Origin of the sequence: Affinundibacterium seohonense, assembly GCF_014284305.1 — a bacterium.
Taxonomy (GTDB): domain Bacteria; phylum Pseudomonadota; class Gammaproteobacteria; order Burkholderiales; family Burkholderiaceae_D; genus Undibacterium; species Undibacterium seohonense.
This window is the reverse complement of record NZ_JACOFW010000002.1, coordinates 179,977-205,376: the sequence shown is the minus strand read 5'-3', so window position 1 is coordinate 205,376 and position 25,400 is coordinate 179,977. Positions and strand designations below refer to the sequence as shown.

At 47.1% G+C, this 25,400-nt stretch carries 27 protein-coding genes; 8 read left to right on the top strand and 19 right to left on the bottom strand.

Annotation, left to right across the window (positions count from 1 at the left end; translation table 11 throughout):
* Window positions 1-30: 30 nt before the first annotated feature.
* The 4 genes from H8K52_RS02930 to H8K52_RS02915 all read right to left on the bottom strand — a co-directional run bounded on the left by H8K52_RS02930 (window position 31) and on the right by H8K52_RS02915 (window position 3,907).
* Window positions 31-747, bottom strand: a complete 717-nt coding sequence (locus tag H8K52_RS02930; RefSeq protein ID WP_186921270.1) for a LytR/AlgR family response regulator transcription factor — start codon at window positions 745-747, stop codon at window positions 31-33.
* Entirely contained in the window at window positions 744-1,841 is a 1,098-nt protein-coding gene (locus H8K52_RS02925) for a sensor histidine kinase (RefSeq protein WP_186921268.1), read from the bottom strand. The genes H8K52_RS02930 and H8K52_RS02925 overlap by 4 nt, the downstream gene beginning before the upstream one ends.
* Window positions 1,838-2,770 carry a LysR substrate-binding domain-containing protein gene (locus tag H8K52_RS02920; protein WP_186921266.1) on the bottom strand — a complete coding sequence of 311 codons (933 nt, stop codon included), beginning with the start codon at window positions 2,768-2,770 and terminating at the stop codon, window positions 1,838-1,840. Before H8K52_RS02920 ends, H8K52_RS02925 begins: the two co-directional genes overlap by 4 nt.
* Window positions 2,771-2,857: 87 nt before the next feature.
* The gene (locus H8K52_RS02915) at window positions 2,858-3,907 is read right to left on the bottom strand and encodes a GGDEF domain-containing protein (RefSeq protein ID WP_186921264.1); all 1,050 of its coding nucleotides are present in this window, start codon (window positions 3,905-3,907) and stop codon (window positions 2,858-2,860) included.
* A gap of 493 nt (window positions 3,908-4,400) precedes the next feature.
* On the opposite strand from H8K52_RS02915, the gene ettA reads away from it, so the two are divergent.
* From ettA to H8K52_RS02900, 3 genes are read left to right on the top strand one after another with little or no spacing between them, the layout of a single operon-like run.
* A complete protein-coding gene (gene ettA / locus H8K52_RS02910; RefSeq protein WP_186921262.1) occupies window positions 4,401-6,068 on the top strand; it encodes an energy-dependent translational throttle protein EttA in 1,668 nt (555 codons plus the stop codon).
* Window positions 6,069-6,112: 44 nt separating this feature from the next.
* Window positions 6,113-6,532 (top strand): flagellar basal body-associated FliL family protein, encoded by a 420-nt coding sequence (locus H8K52_RS02905; protein WP_186921260.1) that lies wholly within the window; start codon window positions 6,113-6,115, stop codon window positions 6,530-6,532.
* Window positions 6,533-6,577: 45 nt separating this feature from the next.
* Window positions 6,578-7,165, top strand: a complete 588-nt coding sequence (locus H8K52_RS02900) for an IMPACT family protein (RefSeq protein WP_186921258.1) — start codon at window positions 6,578-6,580, stop codon at window positions 7,163-7,165.
* Window positions 7,166-7,168: 3 nt separating this feature from the next.
* Here the strand turns inward: H8K52_RS02900 and slmA are convergent, their stop codons facing one another.
* The 4 genes from slmA to argB all read right to left on the bottom strand — a co-directional run bounded on the left by slmA (window position 7,169) and on the right by argB (window position 10,223).
* A complete protein-coding gene (slmA, locus tag H8K52_RS02895) occupies window positions 7,169-7,741 on the bottom strand; it encodes a nucleoid occlusion factor SlmA (protein ID WP_186921256.1) in 573 nt (190 codons plus the stop codon).
* A 36-nt stretch (window positions 7,742-7,777) separates the two neighbouring features.
* Complete coding sequence (locus tag H8K52_RS02890; RefSeq protein ID WP_186921254.1) at window positions 7,778-8,479, bottom strand: pyrimidine 5'-nucleotidase; 702 nt, start codon at window positions 8,477-8,479, stop codon at window positions 7,778-7,780.
* Between the two features lie 328 nt (window positions 8,480-8,807).
* Window positions 8,808-9,134, bottom strand: coding sequence for a hypothetical protein (locus H8K52_RS02885; protein ID WP_186921252.1), 327 nt, complete (start codon window positions 9,132-9,134; stop codon window positions 8,808-8,810).
* A gap of 165 nt (window positions 9,135-9,299) precedes the next feature.
* The gene (argB, locus tag H8K52_RS02880; protein WP_186921250.1) at window positions 9,300-10,223 is read right to left on the bottom strand and encodes an acetylglutamate kinase; all 924 of its coding nucleotides are present in this window, start codon (window positions 10,221-10,223) and stop codon (window positions 9,300-9,302) included.
* Between the two features lie 91 nt (window positions 10,224-10,314).
* Between argB and H8K52_RS02875 the strand changes: the two genes are divergently transcribed.
* From H8K52_RS02875 to H8K52_RS02860, 4 genes are all read left to right on the top strand, one after another.
* Window positions 10,315-10,899 carry a sigma-70 family RNA polymerase sigma factor gene (locus tag H8K52_RS02875; protein WP_186921248.1) on the top strand — a complete coding sequence of 195 codons (585 nt, stop codon included), beginning with the start codon at window positions 10,315-10,317 and terminating at the stop codon, window positions 10,897-10,899.
* An 8-nt stretch (window positions 10,900-10,907) separates the two neighbouring features.
* Window positions 10,908-11,108, top strand: coding sequence for a zf-HC2 domain-containing protein (locus H8K52_RS02870; protein WP_186921246.1), 201 nt, complete (start codon window positions 10,908-10,910; stop codon window positions 11,106-11,108).
* A gap of 95 nt (window positions 11,109-11,203) precedes the next feature.
* Window positions 11,204-11,908, top strand: a complete 705-nt coding sequence (folE, locus tag H8K52_RS02865) for a GTP cyclohydrolase I (RefSeq protein ID WP_186921244.1) — start codon at window positions 11,204-11,206, stop codon at window positions 11,906-11,908.
* A 37-nt stretch (window positions 11,909-11,945) separates the two neighbouring features.
* On the top strand, window positions 11,946-12,371 hold the full coding sequence (locus H8K52_RS02860; protein WP_186921242.1) for a BLUF domain-containing protein: 426 nt from the start codon (window positions 11,946-11,948) through the stop codon (window positions 12,369-12,371).
* A gap of 16 nt (window positions 12,372-12,387) precedes the next feature.
* Here H8K52_RS02860 and H8K52_RS02855 read toward each other — a convergent pair whose 3' ends face one another.
* The 5 genes from H8K52_RS02855 to H8K52_RS02835 form a co-directional block, all read right to left on the bottom strand.
* Window positions 12,388-14,379: a M48 family metallopeptidase gene (locus H8K52_RS02855; protein WP_186921240.1), complete on the bottom strand. Its 1,992-nt coding sequence runs from the start codon at window positions 14,377-14,379 to the stop codon at window positions 12,388-12,390.
* A gap of 22 nt (window positions 14,380-14,401) precedes the next feature.
* The gene (locus H8K52_RS02850; RefSeq protein WP_186921238.1) at window positions 14,402-14,989 is read right to left on the bottom strand and encodes a LemA family protein; all 588 of its coding nucleotides are present in this window, start codon (window positions 14,987-14,989) and stop codon (window positions 14,402-14,404) included.
* A 64-nt stretch (window positions 14,990-15,053) separates the two neighbouring features.
* The gene (locus H8K52_RS02845) at window positions 15,054-15,725 is read right to left on the bottom strand and encodes a BON domain-containing protein (RefSeq protein WP_186921236.1); all 672 of its coding nucleotides are present in this window, start codon (window positions 15,723-15,725) and stop codon (window positions 15,054-15,056) included.
* Entirely contained in the window at window positions 15,718-16,314 is a 597-nt protein-coding gene (locus tag H8K52_RS02840; RefSeq protein ID WP_186921234.1) for a phosphoheptose isomerase, read from the bottom strand. Before H8K52_RS02840 ends, H8K52_RS02845 begins: the two co-directional genes overlap by 8 nt.
* Before the next feature lie 133 nt (window positions 16,315-16,447).
* Window positions 16,448-16,834: a YraN family protein gene (locus H8K52_RS02835; protein WP_186921233.1), complete on the bottom strand. Its 387-nt coding sequence runs from the start codon at window positions 16,832-16,834 to the stop codon at window positions 16,448-16,450.
* Window positions 16,835-16,881: 47 nt separating this feature from the next.
* On the opposite strand from H8K52_RS02835, the gene rsmI reads away from it, so the two are divergent.
* Complete coding sequence (gene rsmI, locus H8K52_RS02830; RefSeq protein WP_186921231.1) at window positions 16,882-17,793, top strand: 16S rRNA (cytidine(1402)-2'-O)-methyltransferase; 912 nt, start codon at window positions 16,882-16,884, stop codon at window positions 17,791-17,793.
* 6 nt (window positions 17,794-17,799) lie between these two features.
* Here rsmI and H8K52_RS02825 read toward each other — a convergent pair whose 3' ends face one another.
* The 6 genes from H8K52_RS02825 to H8K52_RS02800 form a co-directional block, all read right to left on the bottom strand.
* On the bottom strand, window positions 17,800-18,936 hold the full coding sequence (locus tag H8K52_RS02825) for a septal ring lytic transglycosylase RlpA family protein (protein ID WP_186921229.1): 1,137 nt from the start codon (window positions 18,934-18,936) through the stop codon (window positions 17,800-17,802).
* A gap of 9 nt (window positions 18,937-18,945) precedes the next feature.
* A complete protein-coding gene (gene rodA / locus H8K52_RS02820) occupies window positions 18,946-20,055 on the bottom strand; it encodes a rod shape-determining protein RodA (RefSeq protein WP_186921227.1) in 1,110 nt (369 codons plus the stop codon).
* A 1-nt stretch (window position 20,056) separates the two neighbouring features.
* The gene (gene mrdA / locus H8K52_RS02815) at window positions 20,057-22,111 is read right to left on the bottom strand and encodes a penicillin-binding protein 2 (RefSeq protein WP_186921225.1); all 2,055 of its coding nucleotides are present in this window, start codon (window positions 22,109-22,111) and stop codon (window positions 20,057-20,059) included.
* A 19-nt stretch (window positions 22,112-22,130) separates the two neighbouring features.
* Window positions 22,131-22,646 carry a rod shape-determining protein MreD gene (gene mreD, locus H8K52_RS02810; protein ID WP_186921223.1) on the bottom strand — a complete coding sequence of 172 codons (516 nt, stop codon included), beginning with the start codon at window positions 22,644-22,646 and terminating at the stop codon, window positions 22,131-22,133.
* Window positions 22,643-23,752, bottom strand: a complete 1,110-nt coding sequence (mreC, locus tag H8K52_RS02805; protein ID WP_186921221.1) for a rod shape-determining protein MreC — start codon at window positions 23,750-23,752, stop codon at window positions 22,643-22,645. Before mreC ends, mreD begins: the two co-directional genes overlap by 4 nt.
* Before the next feature lie 138 nt (window positions 23,753-23,890).
* The gene (locus tag H8K52_RS02800; protein WP_186921219.1) at window positions 23,891-24,925 is read right to left on the bottom strand and encodes a rod shape-determining protein; all 1,035 of its coding nucleotides are present in this window, start codon (window positions 24,923-24,925) and stop codon (window positions 23,891-23,893) included.
* Window positions 24,926-25,400: the final 475 nt, after the last annotated feature.

Here is a 25,400-nt window from a genome sequence, read left to right as displayed (position 1 = left end):
ACAAAAAACAATAAGTCATTTATGAATAATCTATAAGGATAACAAAATATCCTCGCGATACTGACGGCTACAAGGAACAATTGCCCCACTACGCAAATAAAAATCACCGTCACCTTTACCACTGGCCTCAAAGCGTAGAATTTGATCGCGGCGCACTAGGTAGCTGCGATGGCAACGTGAAAATTCTCCTCCTAATCGCTGCGCGGTCAATGCTAGAGTTTGGCGCAACATATGCGAAGCTCGAACAGTATGCAGCAGCACATAATTATCTGCCGCCTCCACCCAATGTATTTCCACCATGGGAATGACAGTAACATTACCTCGTTCTTGAATAATCAATGGCGGACAGTCAATTTGACGCTGTGACTGCACTTGTCGCGCTTCGACTAAACTACTCAGCTTCTGTAATGCACGCAAGAAACGCTCTTCATCGTAGGGCTTGAGTAAATAGTCAATCGCATTCGCATCAAAAGCCTGTAAAGCGAATTGATCGTAAGCCGTGACAAAGACGATTAGCGGTGCTGGTTGTGCCAATTGTTGCGCTACGCTGAGCCCATCTAATTCTGGCATGTGCATGTCAAGAAACACGGCATCGAATTGCTGCTCAGCCAGCAATTTAAGTGCCTCAACACCATCCCGTGCTTCCGCAATAAATCCTACATTGGCATGCGTAGTTAGCAGGCGCCGTAATTTATCGCGTGCTGGACGTTCGTCGTCCACGATCAAAAAACTTAAGCTGGGCTTCATGCTGCCGCGCTCATCTCAACTTCGCTGCCCGAACGATGGCAGCGAATTTGCATTGCTGTACTCACACCCGCGGGTGCAATTTGCCTTATCTGCAATTGCGCGGTATCGCCATACATCACCTGTAGTCGTTGACGCAAATTACGCAATCCTAGACCGTTTGGATTCTGTCCCAATTGTCCCGCGTCGTCTTCCACAACTAGACTCAACACACCATCTAGCAAAGTGGTACGCACCCAGATTCTGGTCATTGCCGAGCGCTTTTCTACTGTGTGTTTGAAGGTGTTTTCGAGTAGCACTTGCAAGCACATTGTCGGTACTTTACAGCTCATGGCATAGGGATCAATTTGCCAGGAAATACTCACGCGGTCGACGAAACGTAATTGCATCAAGTCAGCGTAAGCATGCAACAAATCAAGCTCGTGCGCTAAGCTAGTTTCTGTCTGCTCTGCCAAATCTAAAGTATGTCGCAATAATTCTGCCAAGCGACTGATCGCGGTATCTGCTGCCTTCAGATCGGAATACATTAAAGCGGAAATCGTATTTAAGGCGTTGAACAAAAAATGCGGCTGCATTTGCTGACTCAATCTTTGCAATTGCGCGTCTTGTAATAGCTTGGCTGCGCGCTCGACATTAGCTTTCTCTTCGAGCAACAACACATAGGATTGCACGCCAAAAACCACGAGATAAAACAAGCCGAAAAAAATCGATAATTTAATCGATTCATACATCAGCACTTCCAGCCAGGGGTCGTGCGAATAGGTGTCACCGATAACAGCATAGACAGCATGACGAATCGAAAAAGTGACACAGACAAAACCAAGACACACCAAAGGCAAATAAGCGGTCAAGCGCAAAAACCAGCGACGTGGTGTTTGTAGTAAATTTTTATTGGTAAGCAAGGGCCATTGCAGATAAAAAATCGCACTACCAACCAGCGCTGAGGAGCTCTCCCAAAAAATTGGCTCCCACAAATGCTGGCCACCGTCACGCAAATAATCTTGCACTGCAACCGCCACCATGAGCGCCCAAAACAACAATGATCCACCGATAAAGCTAATCGTCCATACATGGTTTTTTTCGGCGACTGGCATCATGTCAAATCTTTGGCACCCAGCCATTGTCCGCTCGAGCACAAATCATGAGCGACATCTAAGACGAGTTTCTCCACTGCCATGGCGGCATTGGTGAGCGGGATATTTTTAGAAGAGCACAAACTCACCGTGCGTGACAACGCAACATCACTGATCGCACAGGCGCGCATTTCCCCGCGCTGAATTTCGGCCAGTAGAGGCGAGACGGGCAAGATGGTTGCGCCCATATCCGCCAGAATTGCCGACTTTAAAATCGCTATCGACGTAATGTCGATCACGTTGTCGATACGCTTACCATAATCGCGCACCACTTGCTCTATACGTGGCCGGACACCATGTTGAATACTCGGCAAGATCAGGGGTACCGCCAACACCTTTTCTAAGGTAATGGTTTTTCGTTTGCAGGCAAACTGTGAATCAGCCCGCGTGATAAACATCATCTCCTCTTCGACCAAGGGCTTGCAATGAAATTTACCTAGTTGGCCGTCATCAAATAAAATCGCCAAATTCAAACGCCCTGATGCCAACTGTTCGGTTAAATTACCCGTCAGTTCTTCGGTCAGTTGAAACACAATATCAGGATATGCCGCACGCACCGCCTTGAGTAAAGGTAAAGCTAGTGCACCAGAGGCACTCTGCGGAATACCGAGTGCCACAGTTCCGCTTGGCTTGTCGGTCGATTGATTGACGGCGGATTTGGCATCGGCAATCTGTTTTAGTATCGCCAATGCGTGTTCATAAAAAATCTTGCCGGCATCGGTCGCTTGCATGCCTTGTGCGGAACGATGTAAGAGACTCGTGCCTAACTCTTCTTCTAATTGTTGAATCTGTTGCGTCAATGCCGGCTGCACGATATGCAAAACTCGCGCTGCTCGCGATAAGGAACCGTGGTCAACAATGGCGACAAAATAGCGTAGCTGACGTAATTCCATGATGGCATTGATTCTTCAAATTACTGGGCAAAAAAAGAGCGCAGAAAAACTGCGCCGAGTGTGATTATTTGGGTTCGTCCTATGCTGTCAAAAGAACTCAACGCTATCTTGTGACTGCTCGATATGCAAGGCTCCTGAGTCCACTAAATCTTCATAGTGGCAAATCCGATTGCGCCCATTACTTTTCGCATAATACAAGGCTTGATCCGCTCGGCCAATAATGCCAACAGCAGGCTCAAATGGATCGATGTGCGCAAACCCGACACTGATCGTTACGGTGCCGACTTGTGGGAAAGGATAGCGTGCCACATTTTCACGGAAACGTTCAAAGATCATGTGCGCATCTTCTTTCGTGGTCGAACGCAACAAGATCACAAACTCTTCACCACCAAAGCGAAATAATTTATCCGTTGGACGGAAAGAAGAGCGCATCAAATTGGCGATCAGAATCAAAACTTCATCGCCATATAAATGGCCAAAAGTGTCATTCACGCGTTTGAAATGATCGATATCCAGTACCGCCAGCCAATGTTGTTTTTCTTTGTCATTGTGACGGCGCTCAACTTCAGGCTGATTGACTTCGTCCTGCAATTGTCGTTGTACGCTAGTACGCAAAATTTTTGAGAAGTTATCATCAAAAGTTTTACGATTTAACAGGCCTGTGAGTGAATCTCGTTCACTGTAATCGAGTAAATTTTGGAAGTTACGATACACCACCAAAATACCGCTCATCACTTCTCTGGTGTTTTCGGAATACACAGCGGGATTGAGGATTTCCAGGCAGACATTGACTTTATCATTCATCCAGATCGGCAACCACAATGTGCGCTCACCGTTCTCAGCGACGAACTCAATGACACTGTCGTGCTTTTGCAAACCATTTGCTAATTGCGGGAATTGCTCAATGGGGATTTCTGGTACTAAGTGCGTTAAATGCTCTTCGCTTGCTGCTAACTTGCCATGATCGATCGTGATTTGCGCTTTAACAAAAACCTTGTCACCTACATGCAAGATATCCAGCACGCGTGCACGAGCCGCATGGGTTAATTCACTCAAGGCAGAGATAACGGAGATGTTCAGCAGATCATGGTCACGATGACCCGTAATCTCCATCAAATGTTTAATGATTGATTCCATAAGTACAGTCTAGGGAACGACTTTCAATGAAACAGCATTACAAAAATAAGTAATTGCAGCGGTGTTGCCTTGGCAAATTTAACACACAATCTATGCATCACTCTGCCCTGTCTAGCCTCGATTTTCAATCAACAAGCGAACTGAATAGAGGCTTATATGCAAAACACATAAGGACGAAACTATAACAGCATTTTATTTATTTTCTAACCATTTCACAGAGTTTCTGTGGTCATCTTAACTTCTTATGACAATTGATAGCAACACTTTCGCACATGACTTTGTGAATTAGCAGCTTGTATTCACAGCTTTAGCGTGAACCTGTCGTATTTCCACTGCGAAAGAAATTGAAAAAATATGAATTTATTACGTCGACCCACAACCTAGAAGGCCAACGTGGGACAAACGAGCAAAAAATTTCTTGCGTTCAACACGCTTCCGCTCGCTCTTGAGGTATCCTAACGACTTCTAATTTCCCCTCAAAATATTCCCAAAAATGGCAAATTACGTCTATACCATGAACCGGGTCGGCAAAATCGTGCCGCCTAAACGTCAAATTCTAAAAGATATTTCTCTATCCTTTTTCCCAGGTGCCAAAATCGGTGTGTTGGGGCTGAACGGTTCAGGTAAGTCTTCCCTGTTAAAAATCATGGCGGGTATCGATAAAGATATTCAGGGCGAGGCCGTGCCTATGCCAAATCTGAACATCGGCTATCTACCGCAAGAACCACAACTCGATCCAGAACAAACTGTACGCGAAGCCGTTGAAGGTGCGCTCGGTGAAGTGTTTGAAGCCAAAGCAAAGTTAGAGTTGGTGTATGCCGCGTACGCCGAAGAAGACGCTGACTTTGATGCACTGGCAAATGAACAAGCTCGCTTAGAAGCGATCATTTCCACCTCTGCTGGTGACAATGTCGAGCTGCAATTAGAAATGGCTGCGGATGCTCTGCGCTTGCCACCTTGGGATGCCAAAATTGGCGTTCTGTCTGGCGGTGAAAAACGCCGTGTCGCTTTGTGCCGCTTGTTGTTATCCAAACCTGACATGCTCTTGCTCGACGAACCGACCAACCATCTGGATGCAGAATCCGTCGATTGGCTGGAGCAATTCCTCTTACGCTTCCCTGGCACTGTCGTGGCGATTACGCATGATCGCTATTTCTTGGACAACGCTGCTGAATGGATTTTGGAATTGGATCGCGGTGCTGGTATTCCATGGAAAGGTAATTACTCTTCATGGCTCGATCAAAAGCAAGCCCGCTTGAAACAAGAAGAAGCAACTGAATCTGCACGTCAACGCGCCTTGCAAAAAGAATTGGAATGGTCGCGCCAAAATCCAAAAGCTCGTCAGGCGAAGAGTAAAGCACGTTTGGCACGCTTTAACGAAATGAGCGAGCACGAATACCAGAAGCGCAATGAAACGCAGGAGATTTTCATCCCTGTGGCTGAGCGTTTAGGTAATGAAGTGATCGAGTTCAAAAACGTCAGCAAGTCATTTGGCGACCGTCTCTTGATCGACAATCTGAGTTTCAAGATTCCACCAGGCGCGATCGTCGGTATTATCGGCCCGAACGGCGCTGGTAAGTCGACTTTGTTCAAGATGATCAAAGGTATAGAGCAACCAGATAGCGGTGAAGTGGCTCTCGGTCAAACTGCAAAAATCTCTCTGGTTGATCAATCGCGTGAAGACCTCGGCAATACCAAAACCGTGTTTGAAGATGTCGCCAATGGTGCAGATATTTTGACTGTAGGCCGTTTCGAAATGCCTTCGCGCGCTTACCTCGGACGTTTCAATTTCAAAGGTGGTGATCAACAAAAAATCGTCGGCAATTTGTCTGGTGGTGAACGTGGTCGTTTGCATCTGGCAAAAACATTACTGCAAGGCGGCAATGTCTTATTGCTCGATGAACCATCGAATGATCTGGACGTCGAAACTTTGCGCGCTTTGGAAGATGCTTTGCTGGAATTCGCTGGTAGCGTGATGGTGATCTCGCATGATCGCTGGTTCTTGGATCGTATTGCAACGCATATCCTAGCTTTCGAAGGCGATTCCCAAGTGAGCTTCTTTGACGGTAACTATCAAGAATATGAAGCCGACAAGAAAAAACGTTTAGGTGAAGAAGGTGCCAAACCTAAGCGTATTCGTTACAAACCTCTGACAGTGTAACCGCTATCAAAGTTAATATTTCACCACTTCATAGGGAGCTCATGATGCACACACGATTATTCCGTTTTATATTAATCTGCAGTTTATTCATAGGCTCAGCAATATCCTGTGGACAAGCTTGGGCTTTTAGTGACAAAGCCTCAGCTAGCGCGGGAAGTGGTGCTGCGATAGCGAGGTTAGAACCATTTGTCGTCAACTTAGCTAGCTTTGATCGATATTTACAAACCATCATCACCCTACAACTGAGCACGCCAGAGCTGAGCGAGAAGATCAAAGTGTCCATGCCTATGGTACGTCATGCTGTCATCATGACGCTCAGTAGCAAACAAGGAGAGGATGTCCAAGGCAATGCAGGAAAAAAACTTCTCATTGAAGAGTTACGCAGCCGCATCAATAAAGCCATTTCTGTCAAAGACGACGATGGTGTCGTTGATATCTTCTTTGAGAATTTTGTGATTCAATAAATTTCGTAATCCAATAAGCCATGATTTCTCTTTGTAAAGTGGTACATGTATCAGCTTAAATCAGCAGTAGCGGCTGAAATCGAAATTAAAAAAAGTCGCTTTCTCGGTCAGCTTTATCCCGTCTATAGTCGCAGCGAATCACAAATATTACTCAGTCAGATTCGTGCACAGCATCCCAATGCTGTGCACGTCTGTTGGGTTTTATTGTGTGAGGGCGATTCTGGCTTAGACGATGATGGCGAGCCATCGGGCACTGCCGCCAAGCCCATGTACAACGTCTTAGTACACAAAGAACTTTTCAATGTGCTGGCGGTGGTCGTACGTTATTGGGGCGGCACCAAACTAGGCGCTGGGGGGTTGACCCGCGCTTATGGACAAGCCATTTCTGATGCGTTTAAGAATGCGGAATTGATCGCAATTGAAGTCTTGAGTGAAATCCAGCTCGCCGTGAATTTTGCCGATGAATCACAATTGCGCCATATCTGCGATCACTATCAAGCGAGTATTGTGCAAGCCGATTATGCAGAACGTGCCATCTTGACGATCCAACTAAAAGCCAATCAAGTCGATGCCTTTTATCAGGAAGCATTCAATCTGCTACGCGGCAATCTAGAGCGCTTGAACGCAAACTAAGTCTTAAAGCAAAGCTGCAATTTGCGCACTAGCAAACTCGGTAGGGCTGGCTTTAAAGCCTGTTTTTGCGTAACGCTGCCAGCGTCCAAGCACAAATGTCGTGAGTAAATTCGCCCGCATCGCGACTTCCGATTCCGCCACCTGTCCCTGCGCTCCTGCCTGCCGTAATGCTTGCTTATAAGCCAGTTCAACTCTGTCCATAAATTGATTCATACGAACTTGCAAGCGCTCATCTTCATTGACTAAGGCATCGCCGATTAAGACTTTCGTCATTCCTGGATTGCGCTCTGCAAAACTCAGCAACATCAAGGTGATGCCGTGCGCTTGTTGTATGCCGTCTTTATGTTGCACACTAATTTGATTAATCAGACCAAACACCGTGGTCTCAATAAATTCGATCAAACCTTCAAACATCTGCGCTTTACTGGCGAAGTGCCGATATAAAGTCGCTTCGGATACATCAATTTTTGCGGCAAGCGCTGCGGTGGTGATTTTTTCACCTTTCGGATTTTCTAGCATGGCAGCTAGTGTTTGCAAAATCTGGAGCTTGCGCTCACCTGGCTTGGTGGTAGACATAGTTTTTTATGGTATGAAGAGTACAGATCAGATGTGCTAGCTAAACATGCGTAATTGACGTAATCGTTGCGGCAATTCAAAGACTGATTTTACTGTGATATCGGCGCTGGCAGAAATACTTTTCTGTTGCACGTGCTGACCATGTCCGGTCACCATCACGGTGCGTATGCCTATCTGTTTGGCGGCGATGATGTTCGCCACACTATCTTCGACCAAGATACATTGACTTGGCTGCCAACCGTGTTGCGCTAAGAGTTTACGCAAGTAAGGCTTGCTGGGCTTGGGATGGGATTTTCCGTGGACTCGCATATTTTCTATCGAGATATGGGCGGCGAAATGGCGGTGTAGATTGAAGTGTCGGATCGCTTGTTGTGAGTAGTCTTGTGGTGCGTTAGTGAATAGAATTTTTTTGCCTGGTAATCGGGCGAGTATTCTTGATAAACCACGTTCTCTTTTTAGTAGATCCGGCAAGTGATCGAATTTGTGGGCTTCGCGTAGGAAGTCTTTTTCATTCACGCCGTGGTGGATGACCATGCCTTTTAGGGTTGCGCCGTAACGTTTTAAGTAGCTGACTCTTAGTTGGTCGACTGTTTCTGGGTCGGATGGATGCTTGGCGTCTTTCAACACTTGCGTGATGTAGCGGGTCATGTTGTTGGCTATGCTGGGGAAGACTGCTGCGCTGGCGTTGTGTAGGGTGTTGTCTAGGTCGAATAGCCAGATGGTTTGATTTGCTTGCATTTCACTTTGCCATTTAGCTTTGGCTTTACGTTTTGAGCAAAGCTGATCGTTCACAGGTCGGGGGTGGCCCGACAGCCAGTTACCTTTTTTGCTTCGCCAAAAAAGGTAACCCAAAAAAGGCGACGCAGGCGCCACTGCCCTTCGGGTTCCCAATTGTGCAAGACAAAAAATGGGAAAGCCTTGAAACTCGCCTTCGGCTCAAACAGCAAGGCTTTCTCTTTCCATTTTCTGTCCCGCACAATTGGCAGTGTCACATGCGGAAAGACCGATGGATCAACTCTAGGGGAAATTACCCAATTTACCGTTGCACATCGTTCAAATCGAAAAATCACCAACCAGTCTGAAAACGCTCTCTGACAATTCCAGATGCTATGAAACCACTCTCCCAAAGCTCAAATTTAACTCCTGGCTTCACGACTGGGCTGAACAGCTCTGGAGCAAGTACAACACATCGAACAAAAATGACATCTCCAGATTTAAATATGCCTGCTTGTTCAATCCACATACCAACAGTATTCAAACCATCGATACCGTCCATTCGCATCGGCACTCGCCGATGCAATGACTCGTCAAACATAAACCAATGTCTACGCTCAGCAGAATGTTCGCGAAAGTGAAATTCGATTTCCGCAGCAAATTGGGGCAAAGGAATCATTTAATTGCTCAAGAATATTATCTATCAATGAAACGATATTCCACTAACCAAAAATTTCATTCTCGGGATGCAGTGCTAGGCGCTTCCCGCAGCAATACTCAGGTATTGCGAGGACAAGCAACAACGCAATGCGCCCGAAAATGAAATTTATAAATGAGATTTATGCTAGTGGGATCGAATCATCGTACCAAAAGCTTGTTCAGTCAAAATCTCTAACAACAGCGAATGCGGTATGCGTCCGTCGATAATATGCACCGTATTCACACCTGATTTCGCTGCATCCAAAGCAGAAGAAATCTTTGGCAGCATGCCGCCTGAGATTGTGCCGTCTGCGAACATTTCGTCGATTTCTCTGGCGGATAAGTCGGTTACCAGATTGCCTTGTTTGTCTAAGACACCTGGGATATTCGTCATCATGATTAGCTTTTCGGCTTTCAGGATTTCGGCGATTTTGCCTGCGACTAAGTCGGCGTTGATGTTGTAGGCTTGGCCGTCTTCGCCGAAACCGATTGGGGAAATGATAGGGATGAAGGCGTCGTCTTGTAGGGCTTTAACGACCGCTGGATTGATTGCGTCGATTTCACCGACGAAGCCGATGTCTAAGAATTCGCCTGGGTTTTCGCGGTCTGGCATTTTCATTTTGCGGGCGCGGATTAAGCCGCCGTCTTTGCCTGTTAAACCGACTGCTTGACCGCCGTAGTGATTGATCAGCATGACGATGTCTTGCTGCACTTCACCACCCAATACCCATTCCACGACTTCCATCGTTTCTTCATCGGTGATACGCATACCTTGAACGAAGGTGCCTTGTTTGCCGACTTTTTTCAGGGCATTGTCGATTTGCGGGCCACCACCATGCACGACGACTGGATTCATCCCAACCAACTTGAGCAAAATTACATCGCGGGCAAAACCGTGTTTTAAGCGCTCTTCCGTCATCGCGTTGCCGCCGTATTTCACAACGATGGTTTTCCCATGAAACTTGCGAATATACGGTAACGCTTCGGCCAGAATTTCTGCCTTAATTTCTGGTTCTACTCCCGCTAAGCGGTCAGAAGTTTCGTGAGGGATGTTTGTCGTAATGCTCATATTAGGGGTATCCTATGAAGTATCGAGGTCTTAGCCTGAATTTTACAGGCAAATGCGATGCCCGTTAAAACCTGATCAGGTATTTTTATTCATGTCCCACATTGCGGAATTACATCAACAATTAGAAGTGATGCGCCCAGCCCTTCAGCGTTTTGCCATGCTGCAGCTGAGAAATGCTGTACATGCTGAAGATGCAGTGCAGGAAACCTTGCTGGCCGTGCTCGAAAAACCCGATAGCTTCAGTGGCAAGTCTAGTCTGCGCACTTACGTCATTGGCATTTTGAAATTCAAGATTATTGATTTTCTCAGAGCAGGTAATCGTGAAGCGCAATTAGCCGATTTTGCCGGCGAAGACCAATCTGACGATGATATTGTCGATCATTTATTTGAAGCCAATGGGCATACCGTCGAGGTCGCCAGTGCTTGGGGTGCTCCTGAAGCAAGCTTGCAGCAACAAGACTTTTTCAAGACTTTAGAAATTTGTCTGGAAAAATTGCCCGCACAAACCGCACGGGTATTCATGATGCGCGAATGGTTGGAATTATCGACCGAAGAAATTTGTAAGGAATTAAGTGTGAGCACGTCTAATCTTTGGGTTCTCTTGTATCGAGCACGATTGCGTCTGCGCGAGTGCTTAGAACTGAATTGGTTCGCTCATACAACCACGAAAAAATAGAGTTCTTTATGTTATTTCTTTATACCTGCAAACAAGCACACCAAAAACTCTCTGAGGATTTAGATCGACAACTCAGTCTGACTGAGCGTGCACAACTTAAAATACATTTAAGCATGTGTCGCTCTTGTAGTAATTTTGGTACGCAAATGCGCACCATACGAAGTGCAATGAAACAAATGGCGGCAGGAAAGTCCTCAGATCAAGATTGAACCGTTAAAAATAACGGCGCAAAAAACACAAGGCGAGCGTTTCAGTTACCATAGTGACTTCTTGCATTTTGGCGCCTACGCCGATTGGATACATAATGCCGACCGATTCTAATTATCAAGCAATCCCCGCCATTCCCGTCTCACAACGCATACGCGAGCGCATTGTCAACGCCAAAGTGCGTTATCACGCCAATGACAATATTGCCGACTTTATCGAACCTGGTGAGTTAGACCAATTATTGACTGAAGTCGAAGGCAAATTGCGAAGTGTATTGGAAAGCTTGGTGATCGACACCGCCAGCGATCACAACACCTTGGATACTGGACGACGCGTCGCCAAGATGTATTTGAATGAGATTTTCAAAGGCCGCTATTTACCGATGCCGCCAGTGACAGAGTTTCCGAATGCCTCGCACTTGAACGAGCTGATGATCATCGGTCCGATTACCGTACGCTCAGCCTGTTCGCATCACCTTTGCCCTATCATCGGCAAAGTCTGGATAGGCGTGATGCCGAACGAACATTCCAACCTGATCGGCTTATCAAAATACGCACGCATCGCGGATTGGATTATGAGCCGCCCACAAATTCAAGAAGAAGCCGTGGTGCAATTAGCCGACGCTTTACAAGAAAAAATGCAGCCCGATGGTTTGGCAGTGGTGATGGAAGCCGATCACTTTTGTATGCATTGGCGCGGTGTCAAAGATATGGATTCGAAAATGATCAATAGCGTGATGCATGGCTCCTTCTTAAAAGATCCCAACTTGCGCCGTGAATTTTTATCGCTGATTAAGAAGTAAATCCTGCAAGAATACCAACCGTGAGGAGGAATACCGTATGTTAGTTCGTCTTTTATATGCCAGCCGCGCTGTCAATGGCAACTTGAGTGAAATCGTACAAAGCATTACGCAACAATCGCGTGATCACAATCCACAACACGGGATCACCGGCATACTTTGCCACAGCGATCAGGTCTTTATGCAAGTATTAGAGGGGGGGCGCGAGGCCATCAACACTTTGTACTCGCATATCTTGCGCGATCCTCGTCACACCGATGTGATATTGCTCGACTACGAAGAAATCAGCCAACGCCGCTACTCTGGTTGGACCATGGGACAAGCGAATTTAGGCAAAATCAATCCATCAATTTTATTGAAATACTCTGCTTTGCCTGAACTCAACCCGCATCGTATGTCGGGCAAGATGTCACTGGCTTTGATCGAAGAATTAATGGCGACTGCGGCGATTGTCGGTCGCGCATAATCGGCCCACACTAAGCTCACAGTGCCGGTATCGACGCATAACTGGCACTGACGACTTCTGGCACTGGCGCATCGAGTGCAGCACATATGCTGCGCAGTAGATCAGCACCCTCACTGCTTAATTGTTCGCCACCAGCTTTCAGCATCAGACGAATTACAAACGGTTTTGCCAATGGTGCGAGTTGTTGGAAGCGATCCAAAGCTTGTTTCACCTCAAAAAAATCTAATGCTTCACGTGAGACGAACTGCTCTTGGGTCAAACCCAAATCTGGCATGCTTTTAACGGATCGCAAGTACGCCTGTAATGCCGCGTCCTTTTCGAATTCGGTCGTCGCCATCAAGGATACTAACAAGCCAGTTTCCGCTTTCAATGGCGTTAAATCTTGGTATCTGACGCCAACTTCTCGTCCTGCCAGGGGACTGAGCCGGCGTTGCAATAGCGTTTGTAAAACAAATTCTGACTGCGTGACGATTTGATCCGCGGCGATCAATCTTGCTGCGATTCCTAATAGCTGTTGACGTTGCTCGGGGCTCAATAATTTGAGTGCAGGCATGGCTAAATCCAGCACAGGCAAACGCATACTCGCGGACATCGTTTCCACTGCTTCATGCAAGAGCGTCGCTAATGCACATTGCTGCGCCACCGCTTGTCGCAAGATGTCGATTTGCATTTGGTAGCTGGCCTTATCGTTGCGATCTAATAAGAGTGCGAAGACCAAGGCGCTGGCCGCTTGCGGATTGCGTGCGGCTTGCACGACCTCAGTAGGAATTTTTACGCTAGGTGCAGGCTGAGAATTATCAGCCACTATCGCAGCTTGCTCTGGTGCTCGATAGCCAAATTCAGGATGAAAACCTAACGGTGACAGCTGCAAGGGTGAAGGCAAATTACTGGGATTCGTATTCGCTCCAGAATCAATGCCACCTGCAGCAAAACCCATTGCAGAAGCGGGATTCGCGAAGCTGTCTTCTACGATTTCACTGGCATCCAGATAAGTGACGCTGCGTCCATACAAGCGCTGTAAACGTGTTTCTATTGGTGGATGGGTGGCGAATAGACCAGACAACAAATTAGGACGCGCCGCGCCTAGGAACATGTGAGATAACTGCTCCGCATTATGATGATTAATCCGAGAGCCACATTGATTGTCACGTGTCAGCCCACCTATCTTGCGTAAGGCGCCGCCAATACCATCGGGATTACGGGTGAATTGCACGGCACTGGCGTCAGCTAAAAATTCGCGCTGGCGCGACACTGCCGATTTAATTAAACGCCCAAAAAATATACCGATATAGCCGATTACAAACAAAGCCGCACCAAAAACAAATAAGACTAATTGTATCGATGGTCCTTTTTCATCACGACTACGTCCGCCGCCAAACCGAGCCCCCCACTCCATCATGTGCTGTCCAAATCCAGCCAACATCTGTATCCCAAACAGAACGCCGATCAGCTTCACATTCATACGCATATCGCCGTTGAGGATGTGACTGAATTCATGTCCGATCACACCTTGCAACTCATCTCGACTCAAACGCGCCAAGGTGCCGCGCGTGACCGCGACGACAGCTTCATTCTGATGATAGCCTGCGGCAAACGCATTGATCGCATCCTCATCATCCATCACATACACACGAGGGCAGGCAATTCCCGATGCGAGCGCCATTTCCTCAACAATGTTCAACAAGCGTCGCTCTTGCGGTTCACGTGAATCTGGCATCACCAACCTACCTCCAGCCATCCGCGCCACCGCATCTCCGCCCTCTTGCAAACGCGCCATTTCAAACAAAGTACCGCCGATGATAAACAACAAGGTGACGGCAGTGTTGGTGGCGAAAAACCAGCGTGGAAACGTATATAAGCCGCTACCGTACTGCCCCTTCATCCAAATCCATAGCACAGCCAGCGTGCCATTGACGGCCAGCACGATCGCAATCACCGCGAGCCCAAATAGGAATAACAATTTCTTACTCTCTCTATGGGCTTGCGCTTGATGTTCAAAGAAATTCATTGCGACAAAATACCGGCAAACTTTAGAAAGACACTTTCACAGCCTTACGCTCTTCCGGTGCCTCGGTCGACTCAAGCAACTCAGCGACTTTAAAACCAAACATGCCAGCAAAAATATTGCCGGGGAATTGCTCACAGGCCGTGTTGTACTGCATCACACTGTCGTTATACGCCTGACGCGCGAAGGAAATTTTGTTTTCAGTGCTGGTCAATTCTTCCGTCAACTGCAACATGTTTTCATTGGCTTTGAGATCAGGATAGGCTTCCGACAAGGCAAACATTTTGCCTAAAGACGATGCCAATGCGCCTTCGGCGTTCGACAGTTGATGCACCGCGGCTGCATTCGCAGGATCAACCGCAACTTTGGCATTCGCTGTGACTGCCTGGTTACGTGCGGCTATCACGGCTTCCAAGGTTTCACGCTCATGCTTCATGTAGCCTTTTGCGACCTCGACCAAATTCGGAATCAAGTCGTAACGACGCTTTAGCTGCACATCAATTTGTGCAAAACCATTTTTGAAACGATTACGAAAGCTGACCAAATTATTGTAGGTACTGATCACCCAAAAAATTAATCCACCAACAATCACCAAGAAAATAATGGTTCCCATTCTAATTCTCCTAAGAAAAAGGCCACATTATTCAATGCAGCCTTATTAAAATTTTCTACCCTAGTTACTTCGCTGATTCATTCAAATCGACTTTGCCTGAGGTCGCTTGCAACGTCTTTAATTCATCTTCAGTGATGTACTCAAACACTTTAACCACCTTGCGCACACCATTCACACCTGCAGCCACTCTAGCGGCCAAGTCGCCTTCACGATGCGTAACACGTCCCATCAAAAACACCGTGCTAGCTTCGGTCACAACTTTAAAGGCGCTACTGTATAAATCTTTAGTATCAACCAAAGAAGCTATAACCTTAGTCGTGATTAAAGCATCAGAGGAACGTGAGGAGAAATTCGATAGACCAGCGACCAAAATCTCATTTTGCACTGCTAACACGCCTTGAATCGCTTTCACTTCTTTTTCCGCAGCCAAACGCGCTTGCTCATCAGCGACTTCACCCGTCAACAAAGCTAAGCGATTGAAGCTATTCACATTCACGTGGGCAGCGTCACCTAAAACACGTTTAATCGCGATTTCGCCTTTTAAGATGATCGCCTTATCCTCAGTCTGCGCACCAAAAGTACGTCGATCTGTCGCAGCCAAAGTTCCCATCACGGCACCACCCACAACCACCGCAACACAGCCTTGCAAACTAACGACAGCTGCGCATGACAAACTCGCCACCAACAAAGGGCGTGCCAAACGTTTTACCAGCGGATTCCAAAAAGGCTTATTCATCCGTATCACCTCCAAATAAAGCGGCATCAATGCCGTCACACATGCAATGTATGGTTAATAAATGTACTTCTTGTATCCGTGCCGTTCTATCATGCGGCACGCAAATATGCACATCAGCATCTGTCAGCTTATTGCGCATCTCACCACCGCCTTTACCGGTTAAAGCGATCACTCGCATATCGCGTTCTAAGGCGGCATCGACCGCATTCAAAATGCCTTGTGAATTTCCAGACGTCGTGATGGCCAACAAAATGTCACCCGCCTGCCCAAAGGCTTGTACTTGCTTGGAAAACACTTCTTGAAAACTATAATCGTTGGCGATCGCTGTCATGATCGAGGTGTCAGTCGTCAAAGCCAATGCAGGCAGAGGCAAGCGCTCGCGTTCAAATCGGCCTACCAATTCGGCTGCAAAATGCTGGCAATCCGCAGCTGAGCCGCCATTACCACAAGCAAGAATCTTGTTACCATTGGATAAAGCCGTGAACATCAGTTCTATCGCCTGCTCAATGGGTTCGGCTAATAACTCAGCCGAGATCATTTTCAGTTCTGCACTTTCCTGAAAGTGCGAAAGGATCCGTGAATTTTTCATAGTGGGGCGATTATAGGTTAGAGCTGTTCAAGTGGATACCTAGTTTGCAGGTAAAAGAATGTTTTTATTACCGTCATCGAGATAAATGCCAGCCTATCGACGTAAATTAAAAGTAAAAGCGCCTCATGTTACCTCAGCCAGAGATAACATTCTTTAACCAGATGAGTTCCTCCCCTTGTATCGCCACCACATCAAAACGGCAAGGCGGCAATGATTTAAGGTTTTGCAGGTAAACTTGGGCGGCATGTATCATGCGTTTTTGCTTCGCGGGTGTGATGCTGGCTAGAGCGCCACCAAATTGCTGCGAACTACGTTTGCGCACTTCGACAAAGACCAAATGCTTGCCGTCTCGCATGATTAAATCGATTTCGCCCCCCTTGCATAAAAAACTACGCTCAAGCAATAGCAATCCAGCAGCCTGCAAGTGCAACATCGCCTGCTGCTCAGCCGCATCGCCCACTCTTTGCTTGCTGGTGCGAATGGCGGCTAATCGCCGCGCTAACCAATTCGATTCTGCCATAGCGTACAATCTTTACCTGTGCCTTACCAACATTGAAAAATAGCCCTATGAGCCAAGATCACGATACCGCCTTTAATCCGTCTGCTTTATTTGAGGCGCTTAAACTGCAAAGCTATCCTAACGCCACCCTGTACATAGTGGCAACCCCCATCGGCAATAGCGCAGACATTTCTCTACGCGCGCTTCACCTACTCAATTTAGTGGATGCAGTGGCATGTGAAGACACTCGTAATACCGCGCAATTATTGACGCGCTATGGCCTGCACAAGCCATTAATCGCGGCGCACCAACACAATGAACACGAAGTCGCGGCAAAGATCATTAGCCGTCTGCAAGCAGGCGAACGGATCGCTCTGGTTTCTGATGCCGGCACACCTGCAGTTTCGGATCCGGGCGCCATTATCGTTGATGCGGTACGCACGGCTGGATTACGGGTGTCACCACTGCCGGGCGCATCGGCAGCAATCAGCGCTTTATCTGCGAGCGGCTTAGTGAATGATCAGTTTTACTTTGTGGGCTTCTTGCCTGCCAAAGCGGGTCAACGCGACAGTGTTTTACAAGGCCTGCTGCAAGTTCCCGCCAGTCTGATTTTTTATGAAGCACCGCACCGAATTATAGAATCCACACAAGCTTTATTAAACGCGTTTGGTGGAGATCGTCGCATCATCTTTGCACGTGAATTAACAAAATTATTTGAGGAGATTCATCGCTGTACATTATCAGAAGCTGCCACTTGGCTGGCACAAGATAGTCATCGCGAAAAAGGCGAATACGTGCTTATCATTGAAGGTGCCAGCAGCAATAGCAGTGATGATGAGCTCGAAGCGAAACGCGTGCTGACAATTTTGCTTTCCGAATTATCGGTCAAACAGGCTGCGGCTTTAGCGGCACAAATTACTGGACAAAAGAAAAACGCTCTATATCAAATCGCACTCGCTATGAAACAAGAAGAAGAGTAAGCGTTATTAACGCTGAATCACGATCGGTTTAGCGCTACCAACGGCGAATTCCTGCGCCGCGGCTAGCGCTTTATCACGCTGTAAGTATGGCCCGCTTTGTAAGCGATACAGATTTCCTTGTTGAACAATTTCTAGGCTAATATCAGCCGCAATGTCACCGCGATTTTGTCGGCTTTTTAGCAACTGTTGCAGATGTGCCAGGCTGGCTTCAGCATTGGCTCGAATCGCAAAAGCGGCAAATTGCAAATAAAAACTGCCCTTAGTTGCTGACGTTGCTGACGTTGCTGTATTGGCCTCGGCACTCACAATGGGCTTGTTATCCTTAGCCGATAACTCGGTTTTAATTATGCGCTCTTGCGCAGCAATCATGGTTTCTAAGCTAATGCCATCTTTCTCATTTTTTCCCGTTGTCGCCGTCGAACTCGGCGCAACAGCGGTATTGACCGCCAGTTGATTCTGGCTATTTTCCGCCATCTTTGCGATATCCTCAGGCAGCAATCGTTCCAATTCGACCTCACTACTTCCCTTACCCAAATACGCGAGTTTTAGGGCGGCAGTGTACGACAAATCCATGATGCGACTGGAATGAAATGGTCCGCGGTCATTAATGCGAACGATAATTTGCTTGCCATTGCTAAGGTTGGTGACCCGTGCATACGAAGGAATCGGCAAGGTAGGATGGGCTGCCGTGATCTTATACATGTCGTACGGCTCACCCGAAGAAGTACGTTTGCCATGAAATTTTTTGCCATACCAACTCGCAACGCCTCTTTGCTTAAATGGTGTGGTGCTGTCATTGATCGGTGTGTATTCTTTGCCGAACACTTTATAGGGTTTATTGCCCGTTCTTGAATAGGGCTCTACCGTGGGAATAGGATCAACCGTCGATTCCAAACCCTCCGGGATGTCGTCGCCCGGACCATCATCGAGGTAGTAACCACCTTTGCCCGAATTCGCTTTTGGCAATATTGGATGAGGTGGTTTATTGGCGGTGGTTTTGGCAGCAGTCGTAGCGGTCGCCACGCTGCTTGTGACAGGCGCTTCTTTCGCCGCTGGAATCACTTTGGGTGGATTAGAACAGGCGACGACCAAGATCAAACTAAGCAGACTAAGATGGCCTAAGCTAGGTTGGATTTTTTGCATGGATGACCTCTAAGATTTCATCAACTTGCGATGATGTTGTACGCTCATCAGAATGCCAGCGCCCATCCCCAACGTGACCATGGCAGTACCACCAAAACTCATAAATGGCAGAGGCACGCCAACCACAGGCAAGATACCAACAACCATTCCCATGTTCACAAAAGCATAAGTGAAAAAAATCATGGTGATAGCGCCTGCCATCAAACGCGAAAATAAGGTCGGTGCATTCGCTGCAATCATCAGGCCGCGAACCACAAATAGAAAATAAAGCGTCACGAGAAAAGCCGCGCCTAAAAATCCAAACTCTTCCAGATACACAGCGGAGATGAAATCGGTCGTATGCTCTGGAATAAATTCAAGATGAGACTGCGTCCCTTTTTGCCACCCCTTACCACTGAGCCCGCCGGAACCGACTGCAATCATCGATTGAATAATATGAAAGCCTTTTCCTAGCGCATCGACTGTTGGATCAAACATAATCTCGACCCGATGGCGCTGATAGTCATGCAGTAAGAATTGCCAGACCAATGGCAAACTCGCTAAACCTAAAACCGTTAATCCGCCCAATAATCGCCACGACAATCCGGCAAAAAAGATCACCGAAAAACCAGCAACAAACACCAAAATCGTCGTCCCTAAATCTGGCTGTTTAGCGATCAATGCCGCGGGGATCGCGAGAATCACAGTCGCAATACCAAAATCACGCCACCGCAAAGAGCCTTCGCGCTTTTGAAAATACCAAGCCAACATCAGGGGCAAAGCAATCTTCAAAATCTCGGAGGGCTGCACCACCGTGCCAACATTGAGCCAACGTCGCGCTCCTTTTTTGACCAAGCCGAACATGGCGACGGCAATCAATAAGGCGATACCCACCGTATATAAAGGCACGGCGAAACGCATCAAGGTTTGGGGTGGGATATTGGCGACAAACCACATCACAAAAAATGCGATCACAATATTGCGCATGTGATGTTCTAAACGTCCTGGAAAATCTAGTCCGGCCGAGTACATGGTGACAATACCGGTCGAGGCAATCAAGAACAACAAAATGGAAAGCGGCGCATCAAATACTAAAAAGAATGACCGCAGGCGCTTCCAATAAACGGATTTATTATTCATATTATTTTTTCACCGTTGCGGATTTCACTTCAGGTACAGGTTTATTCTGTACTTCAGCAGTAGGCTTGGAAGCTGTTTGCGGCATAGCTGGATTTGCTGGTAATGTGGGTTGCGGTGGAGGAATCACATGCTCCTCACCATCAACATGCGCAACATCTTCAATTTCATTACCGACCGCTGGCTGCACCGGTGCCACTTTCTCGGTAGGACGTTTGCCCAATAAATAATAATCCATCGCCTTACGCACTATCGGTGCGGCGGATTCGGAACCATAGCCGCCATTTTCAACAATAATTGCAATCGCGATTTTCGGTTTGTCTAATGGGGCAAAAGCGATATACCAAGAGTGATCGCGGAATCGCTCATTGGCGTGTTTGGTACCGTGCTTCTCAGTCTTCTTCATCGCCACCACTTGTGCGGTCCCGGTCTTTCCGCCAGAGATGTAGGCAGCTCCCGCAAAGGCACGTGCTCCAGTTCCTTCTCTAACCACTCCCGCCATCGCATTTTTAATGAAATCCACATTTTCCTGCTTCAAGGGAATGCGGTTGCTTTCCTTGGGCACAGTCAAGGTTCTATGTTTCGTTTGCGGATCCTCTACCTGCTTGACCAAATGCGGTTTCATGACGATGCCGTTATTCACCAACGTCGCGGTGGCGTGCGCCATTTGTAATGGCGTAAACGTATTTTGCCCCTGACCAATTCCGAGTGAAATCGTATCTCCAGGAATCCAGCGTTGATTGACCGCTTTCTTAAAGGCGGTGCGCTTCCATTCTGTCGACGGCAGCAAACCTTTGCGCTCGTTATCTAAATCGATGCCAGTAATTTGCCCCATGCCAAATTGCGCCATAAAGTCATGAATAGCATCCACGCCCATTTCATTGGCGAGTTGGTAAAAATACGTGTCGCACGACAAAGCAACGGCACGATACATATCGACCAGACCATGCCCGCCCACTCTATCATCACGAAATACCCGACTGCCGAAGGCGAAAAAACCAGGATCTACAATCGCTTGGGTCGTCGTCCGCTTGCCTAATTCCAATGCCGCAAGTGCCATAAAAGGCTTAAAAGTAGAGCCCGGTGGATAGGCACCTGTCAGGGGGCGGTTCAATAATGGAATATCTTCTGAAGTGTTTAATTCGTTCCAGCTTTGCTGATCAATCCCTTCCACGAATAAATTCGGATCAAAAGTCGGCATAGAAACAAACGACAATACATCGCCCGTTTCAGGCTCAATCGCCACCAAAGCGCCGCGTCTGTCGCCGAATGCTTCTTCTATGACTTTTTGCAATTCGATGTCAACTGACAAAATCAGATTTTTGCCAGAGCTAGGCAAATTACGCGACAAGGTACGTACTGGACGACCGCCTGCAGAAACTTCGACTTCTTCAAATCCAGTATTGCCATGCAAAAGTTTTTCGTAACTTTTCTCCAATCCTTCTTTGCCAATGTAACTCGTGCCCTTGTAGTTCGGGGCATCCTCACTGTCCTCGATTAACTCTGCATCACGCTTATTGATCCGTCCGATATACCCGATGACGTGGGAAGCGACATCACCCAAAGGATATTGGCGAAACAGACGCGCTTGCACATCGACGCCCGGAAAGCGAAAACGCTGCGCGGTAAAACGCGCCACTTCTTCGTCCGATAAGCGGGTGCGAATCGGCAAGCTGCCGAAACTTTTGGACTCCTCCATGAGCTTACGCAAGCGCTTGCGATGCTTAGGCTGAATATCCACCAAAGTCGACAATTCATCGATCAAAGTATCAAGGTCTTTGGTGATTTTTGAAGGCGTGATTTCTAATGTATAGGCAGAGTAATTGCGCGCCAAGATGACGCCATTTCTATCCATAATTAAGCCGCGATTCGGCACGATAGGCACTACCGAAATTCGGTTTTCATTCGCCTTGGTCGCATACGACTCATGCTTTACAATTTGCAGCCAAACGTAGCGTCCCAATAAAATACTAAAACATACGAAGGCCAGCAAGCCAATCACCAAAAGGCGTACTCGAAATAGATACAGCTCTCGCTCGGTATTCTTTAACTCCGTCATACTCGCTCCGCTGGGAATGTTAGATTGGGCGTGTGTCGTCTTTATCGACAGGACGACGTTGAGGAGCTAATAGCAACCAAGAGGCAACAGGCCATAATGCAGTTGTGACTACGCATTCTAGAAAAAACAACCAGCCAGGAAAATGCGAATCAGAAGACAATAAGCGCACCATCAATTGAATCAGCTGCACGCCTAAAAATAAGGGAAATACCTGCAAACTCTGCACGAAAGGGGGGAACCACAAAACTCGACGGTGAATAGAAATCGCAAAATACGATAACAAGGTAAACGCTAAGGCGTTCTCGCCGAGATAGACCGAGTCATGCACATCCATCAACAAACCCATCACAAACGCTAGTCCTATCCCGACCTTACGTGGCTGATGAATACTCCAAAATACCAAGACCAAGGCGACAAAATCCGGCACGCCAACATGCACACCCCAAGGAAACAAATTCAGCATAAAGGCGATCAGCAAACTCAAGCCAATAAAAAAAGAATTCGCCGGCAATAAAATGTAATGAGGATGGCTCATTTTTTATCCTCTTTAATTGGATCCGCTTTGTTTCTATTGTCTTTGAGTAGACCAGTATCCGCACCAGTCATTTCTGACTTAGGTGGCGTTGCTGGTGCTGCCGGCGCGGGTGATGTCGACAGATTTGGTTGCGAAGCTACATTTGCATCGCTGGCGTTGACTGGCGGCGCGTTGACAGCGTCTCGATCAAGTTCCTTCACCGAATCACGCGTCATGCGACGATTGATTTTTTCTTTCTTGGTTCTTTCTTCCTCTGATTCTGGTGGCGGCAATTGAGTCGTCTCAACCAACAAGATTAATAACTGTTTGTGTTGTTCGATCCCCGCCAGTGGAGTGCATAGTACAACTTCAAATGTCGTGCTAGCCTTGCTTTCGACTTGCGCCACTTTAGCGACTTGCAAACCCGCTGGATAGATGCCATCCAAACCAGAAGTGACCAAGACATCACCGAGTTTAATATCCGCGTTGCTGGTCACCCGCATATCTAAGTAGGCAGAACGTCCACGTCCGGTAATCACACTACGCATGCCGCTGCGTTCAACCTGCACTGGAATCGCCTGATTTTTATCGGTCAATAATGTGACTTCCGACGTCAGAGGAAACACTCTGGTAACCTGACCTATCACGCCGCGCTCATCGATCACGGGTTGCCCTAGCGCGACACCATGTTGAAAGCCTTTACTCAAGACAATTTTGCGCACATATTCATCACGCGCATCATACAAAATATCAGCGGTGAGAGATTTTCCTGGTGTGCGCTGCTGCAGATCTAAGAGTCCGCGTAGATGCGCATTCTCATTCGCTAACATGATACTTTTCTGCAAACTCTGCGTCTGCAGAATCTGTTGCTGCTTGAGCGCAGTCAATTCCTTTTGCAAAACGGTCGTCGACGCAAAATAACTGCCGATTTGGTTCATGGCATCGCGCGGCATCAAGACCAACATTTGCAAAGGATAAAGCGCGGTCGCGACCACTTGTCGCACGCGTACTAAGGAATTAATTCGCGAATCAACGATTAATAGGGCAATCGCAAAAACAGCAAAAAACACCACTTTAACGCGCGCCGATGCGCCCTGTTTAAAAAGTGGAGGAGGACTATGTTGCATAAGTTGACGCCAAGCTCAAAGCAAAGACCGACGGAATTTAAAAAAAGATCTGGCAAGCCAGATCTTTAACTTATTCTACGCATATTCTGCTGTATCTGGCATCACCTTGCATCATCAAAGATGTTGCCAGCACTAACATTATTCGTAAGAGAATAAAGAACCCAATTTATCCATACGCTCTAAAGCCATACCTGAACCGCGTACCACGCAGGTCAAAGGCTCTTCGGCGACTAATACTGGCAAACCAGTTTCTTCCATCAACAAACGATCCAGATCACGTAACAAAGCGCCACCACCAGTCAGCATCATGCCTTTTTCAGCAATATCAGCACCAAGTTCTGGTGGCGTCTGTTCCAAGGCATTTTTAACAGCAGAGACGATGTTATTCAAAGGATCTGTCAAGGCTTCTAAAATTTCGTTACTCGAAATCGTGAAAGAACGTGGGATACCTTCAGACAGATTGCGACCTTTAACTTCCATTTCTTTAATTTCAGAACCTGGAAAAGCGGAGCCGATTGTCTTCTTAATCGCTTCTGCTGTTTGTTCACCAATCAACATGCCGTAATTACGACGGATGTAATTGACAATCGCTTCATCAAACTTATCACCACCAACGCGTACAGAGCCTTTGTAGACCATACCGCCGAGAGAAATCACGCCCACCTCAGTTGTACCACCACCGATATCGACTACCATGGACCCAGTTGCATCCGACACTGGCAAACCAGCACCGATTGCCGCCGCCATTGGCTCTTCAATCAAATACACTTGAGAAGCACCAGCACCTAATGCGGATTCACGAATCGCACGACGCTCAACTTGGGTAGAACCACAAGGAACGCAAATGATGATGCGTGGGGAAGGTTTAAATAATTTATTGTCGTGCACCATGCGGATGAACTGCTTGAGCATTTGCTCAGTCACGGTGAAGTCCGCAATCACGCCATCTTTCATCGGACGGATCGCTTCGATATTACCAGGAACCTTGCCCAGCATTTGCTTCGCTTCTTTACCTACGGCCTGAATTGTTTTTTTGCCGTTAGGGCCGCCTTCTTGGCGAATCGCCACAACCGAAGGCTCATCTAAAACGATGCCCTGACCGCGAACATAAATGAGGGTATTGGCAGTACCGAGATCAATTGCCAAATCATTACTACGAAAAAAACCGAACATGTAAATTCCTGTGTATTCTGTGTTGTCGACCCAGATCGTTCCAGATCAATCTATTGGCAAAATGAGCAGCAGTTTTTTTTGCTGCATCAAAAAAATTGTTTACTCTCAATCGCTGATCTATCCAGATCGTCTAACTTGAGCGTTTCGCTGAGCCAACTTCACCCTATCTTTACAAAAAACACAGCTGAACAGCTCACAAACGACTGCACACTGGAATAAAAATATAAGGTGATAAATGAACTTACTGCAAGATAACGACAAATTACAAAAACCACAGGCAGTAAAGATTATTCAGATCACGACTTCAAAACCATAAAATCTATCAACAAACACGATATCTTCGGCGATTTTAAGAGTATTAACCCGACATTCTACCTTATAATCCTAGAAATCATAGGCAATCCTCTAAATAGAATTTGCAAATTTCAGTGATTTTTTAGGGCTCACCGGTAGCACAAAAAAAGAATAAGTCAGC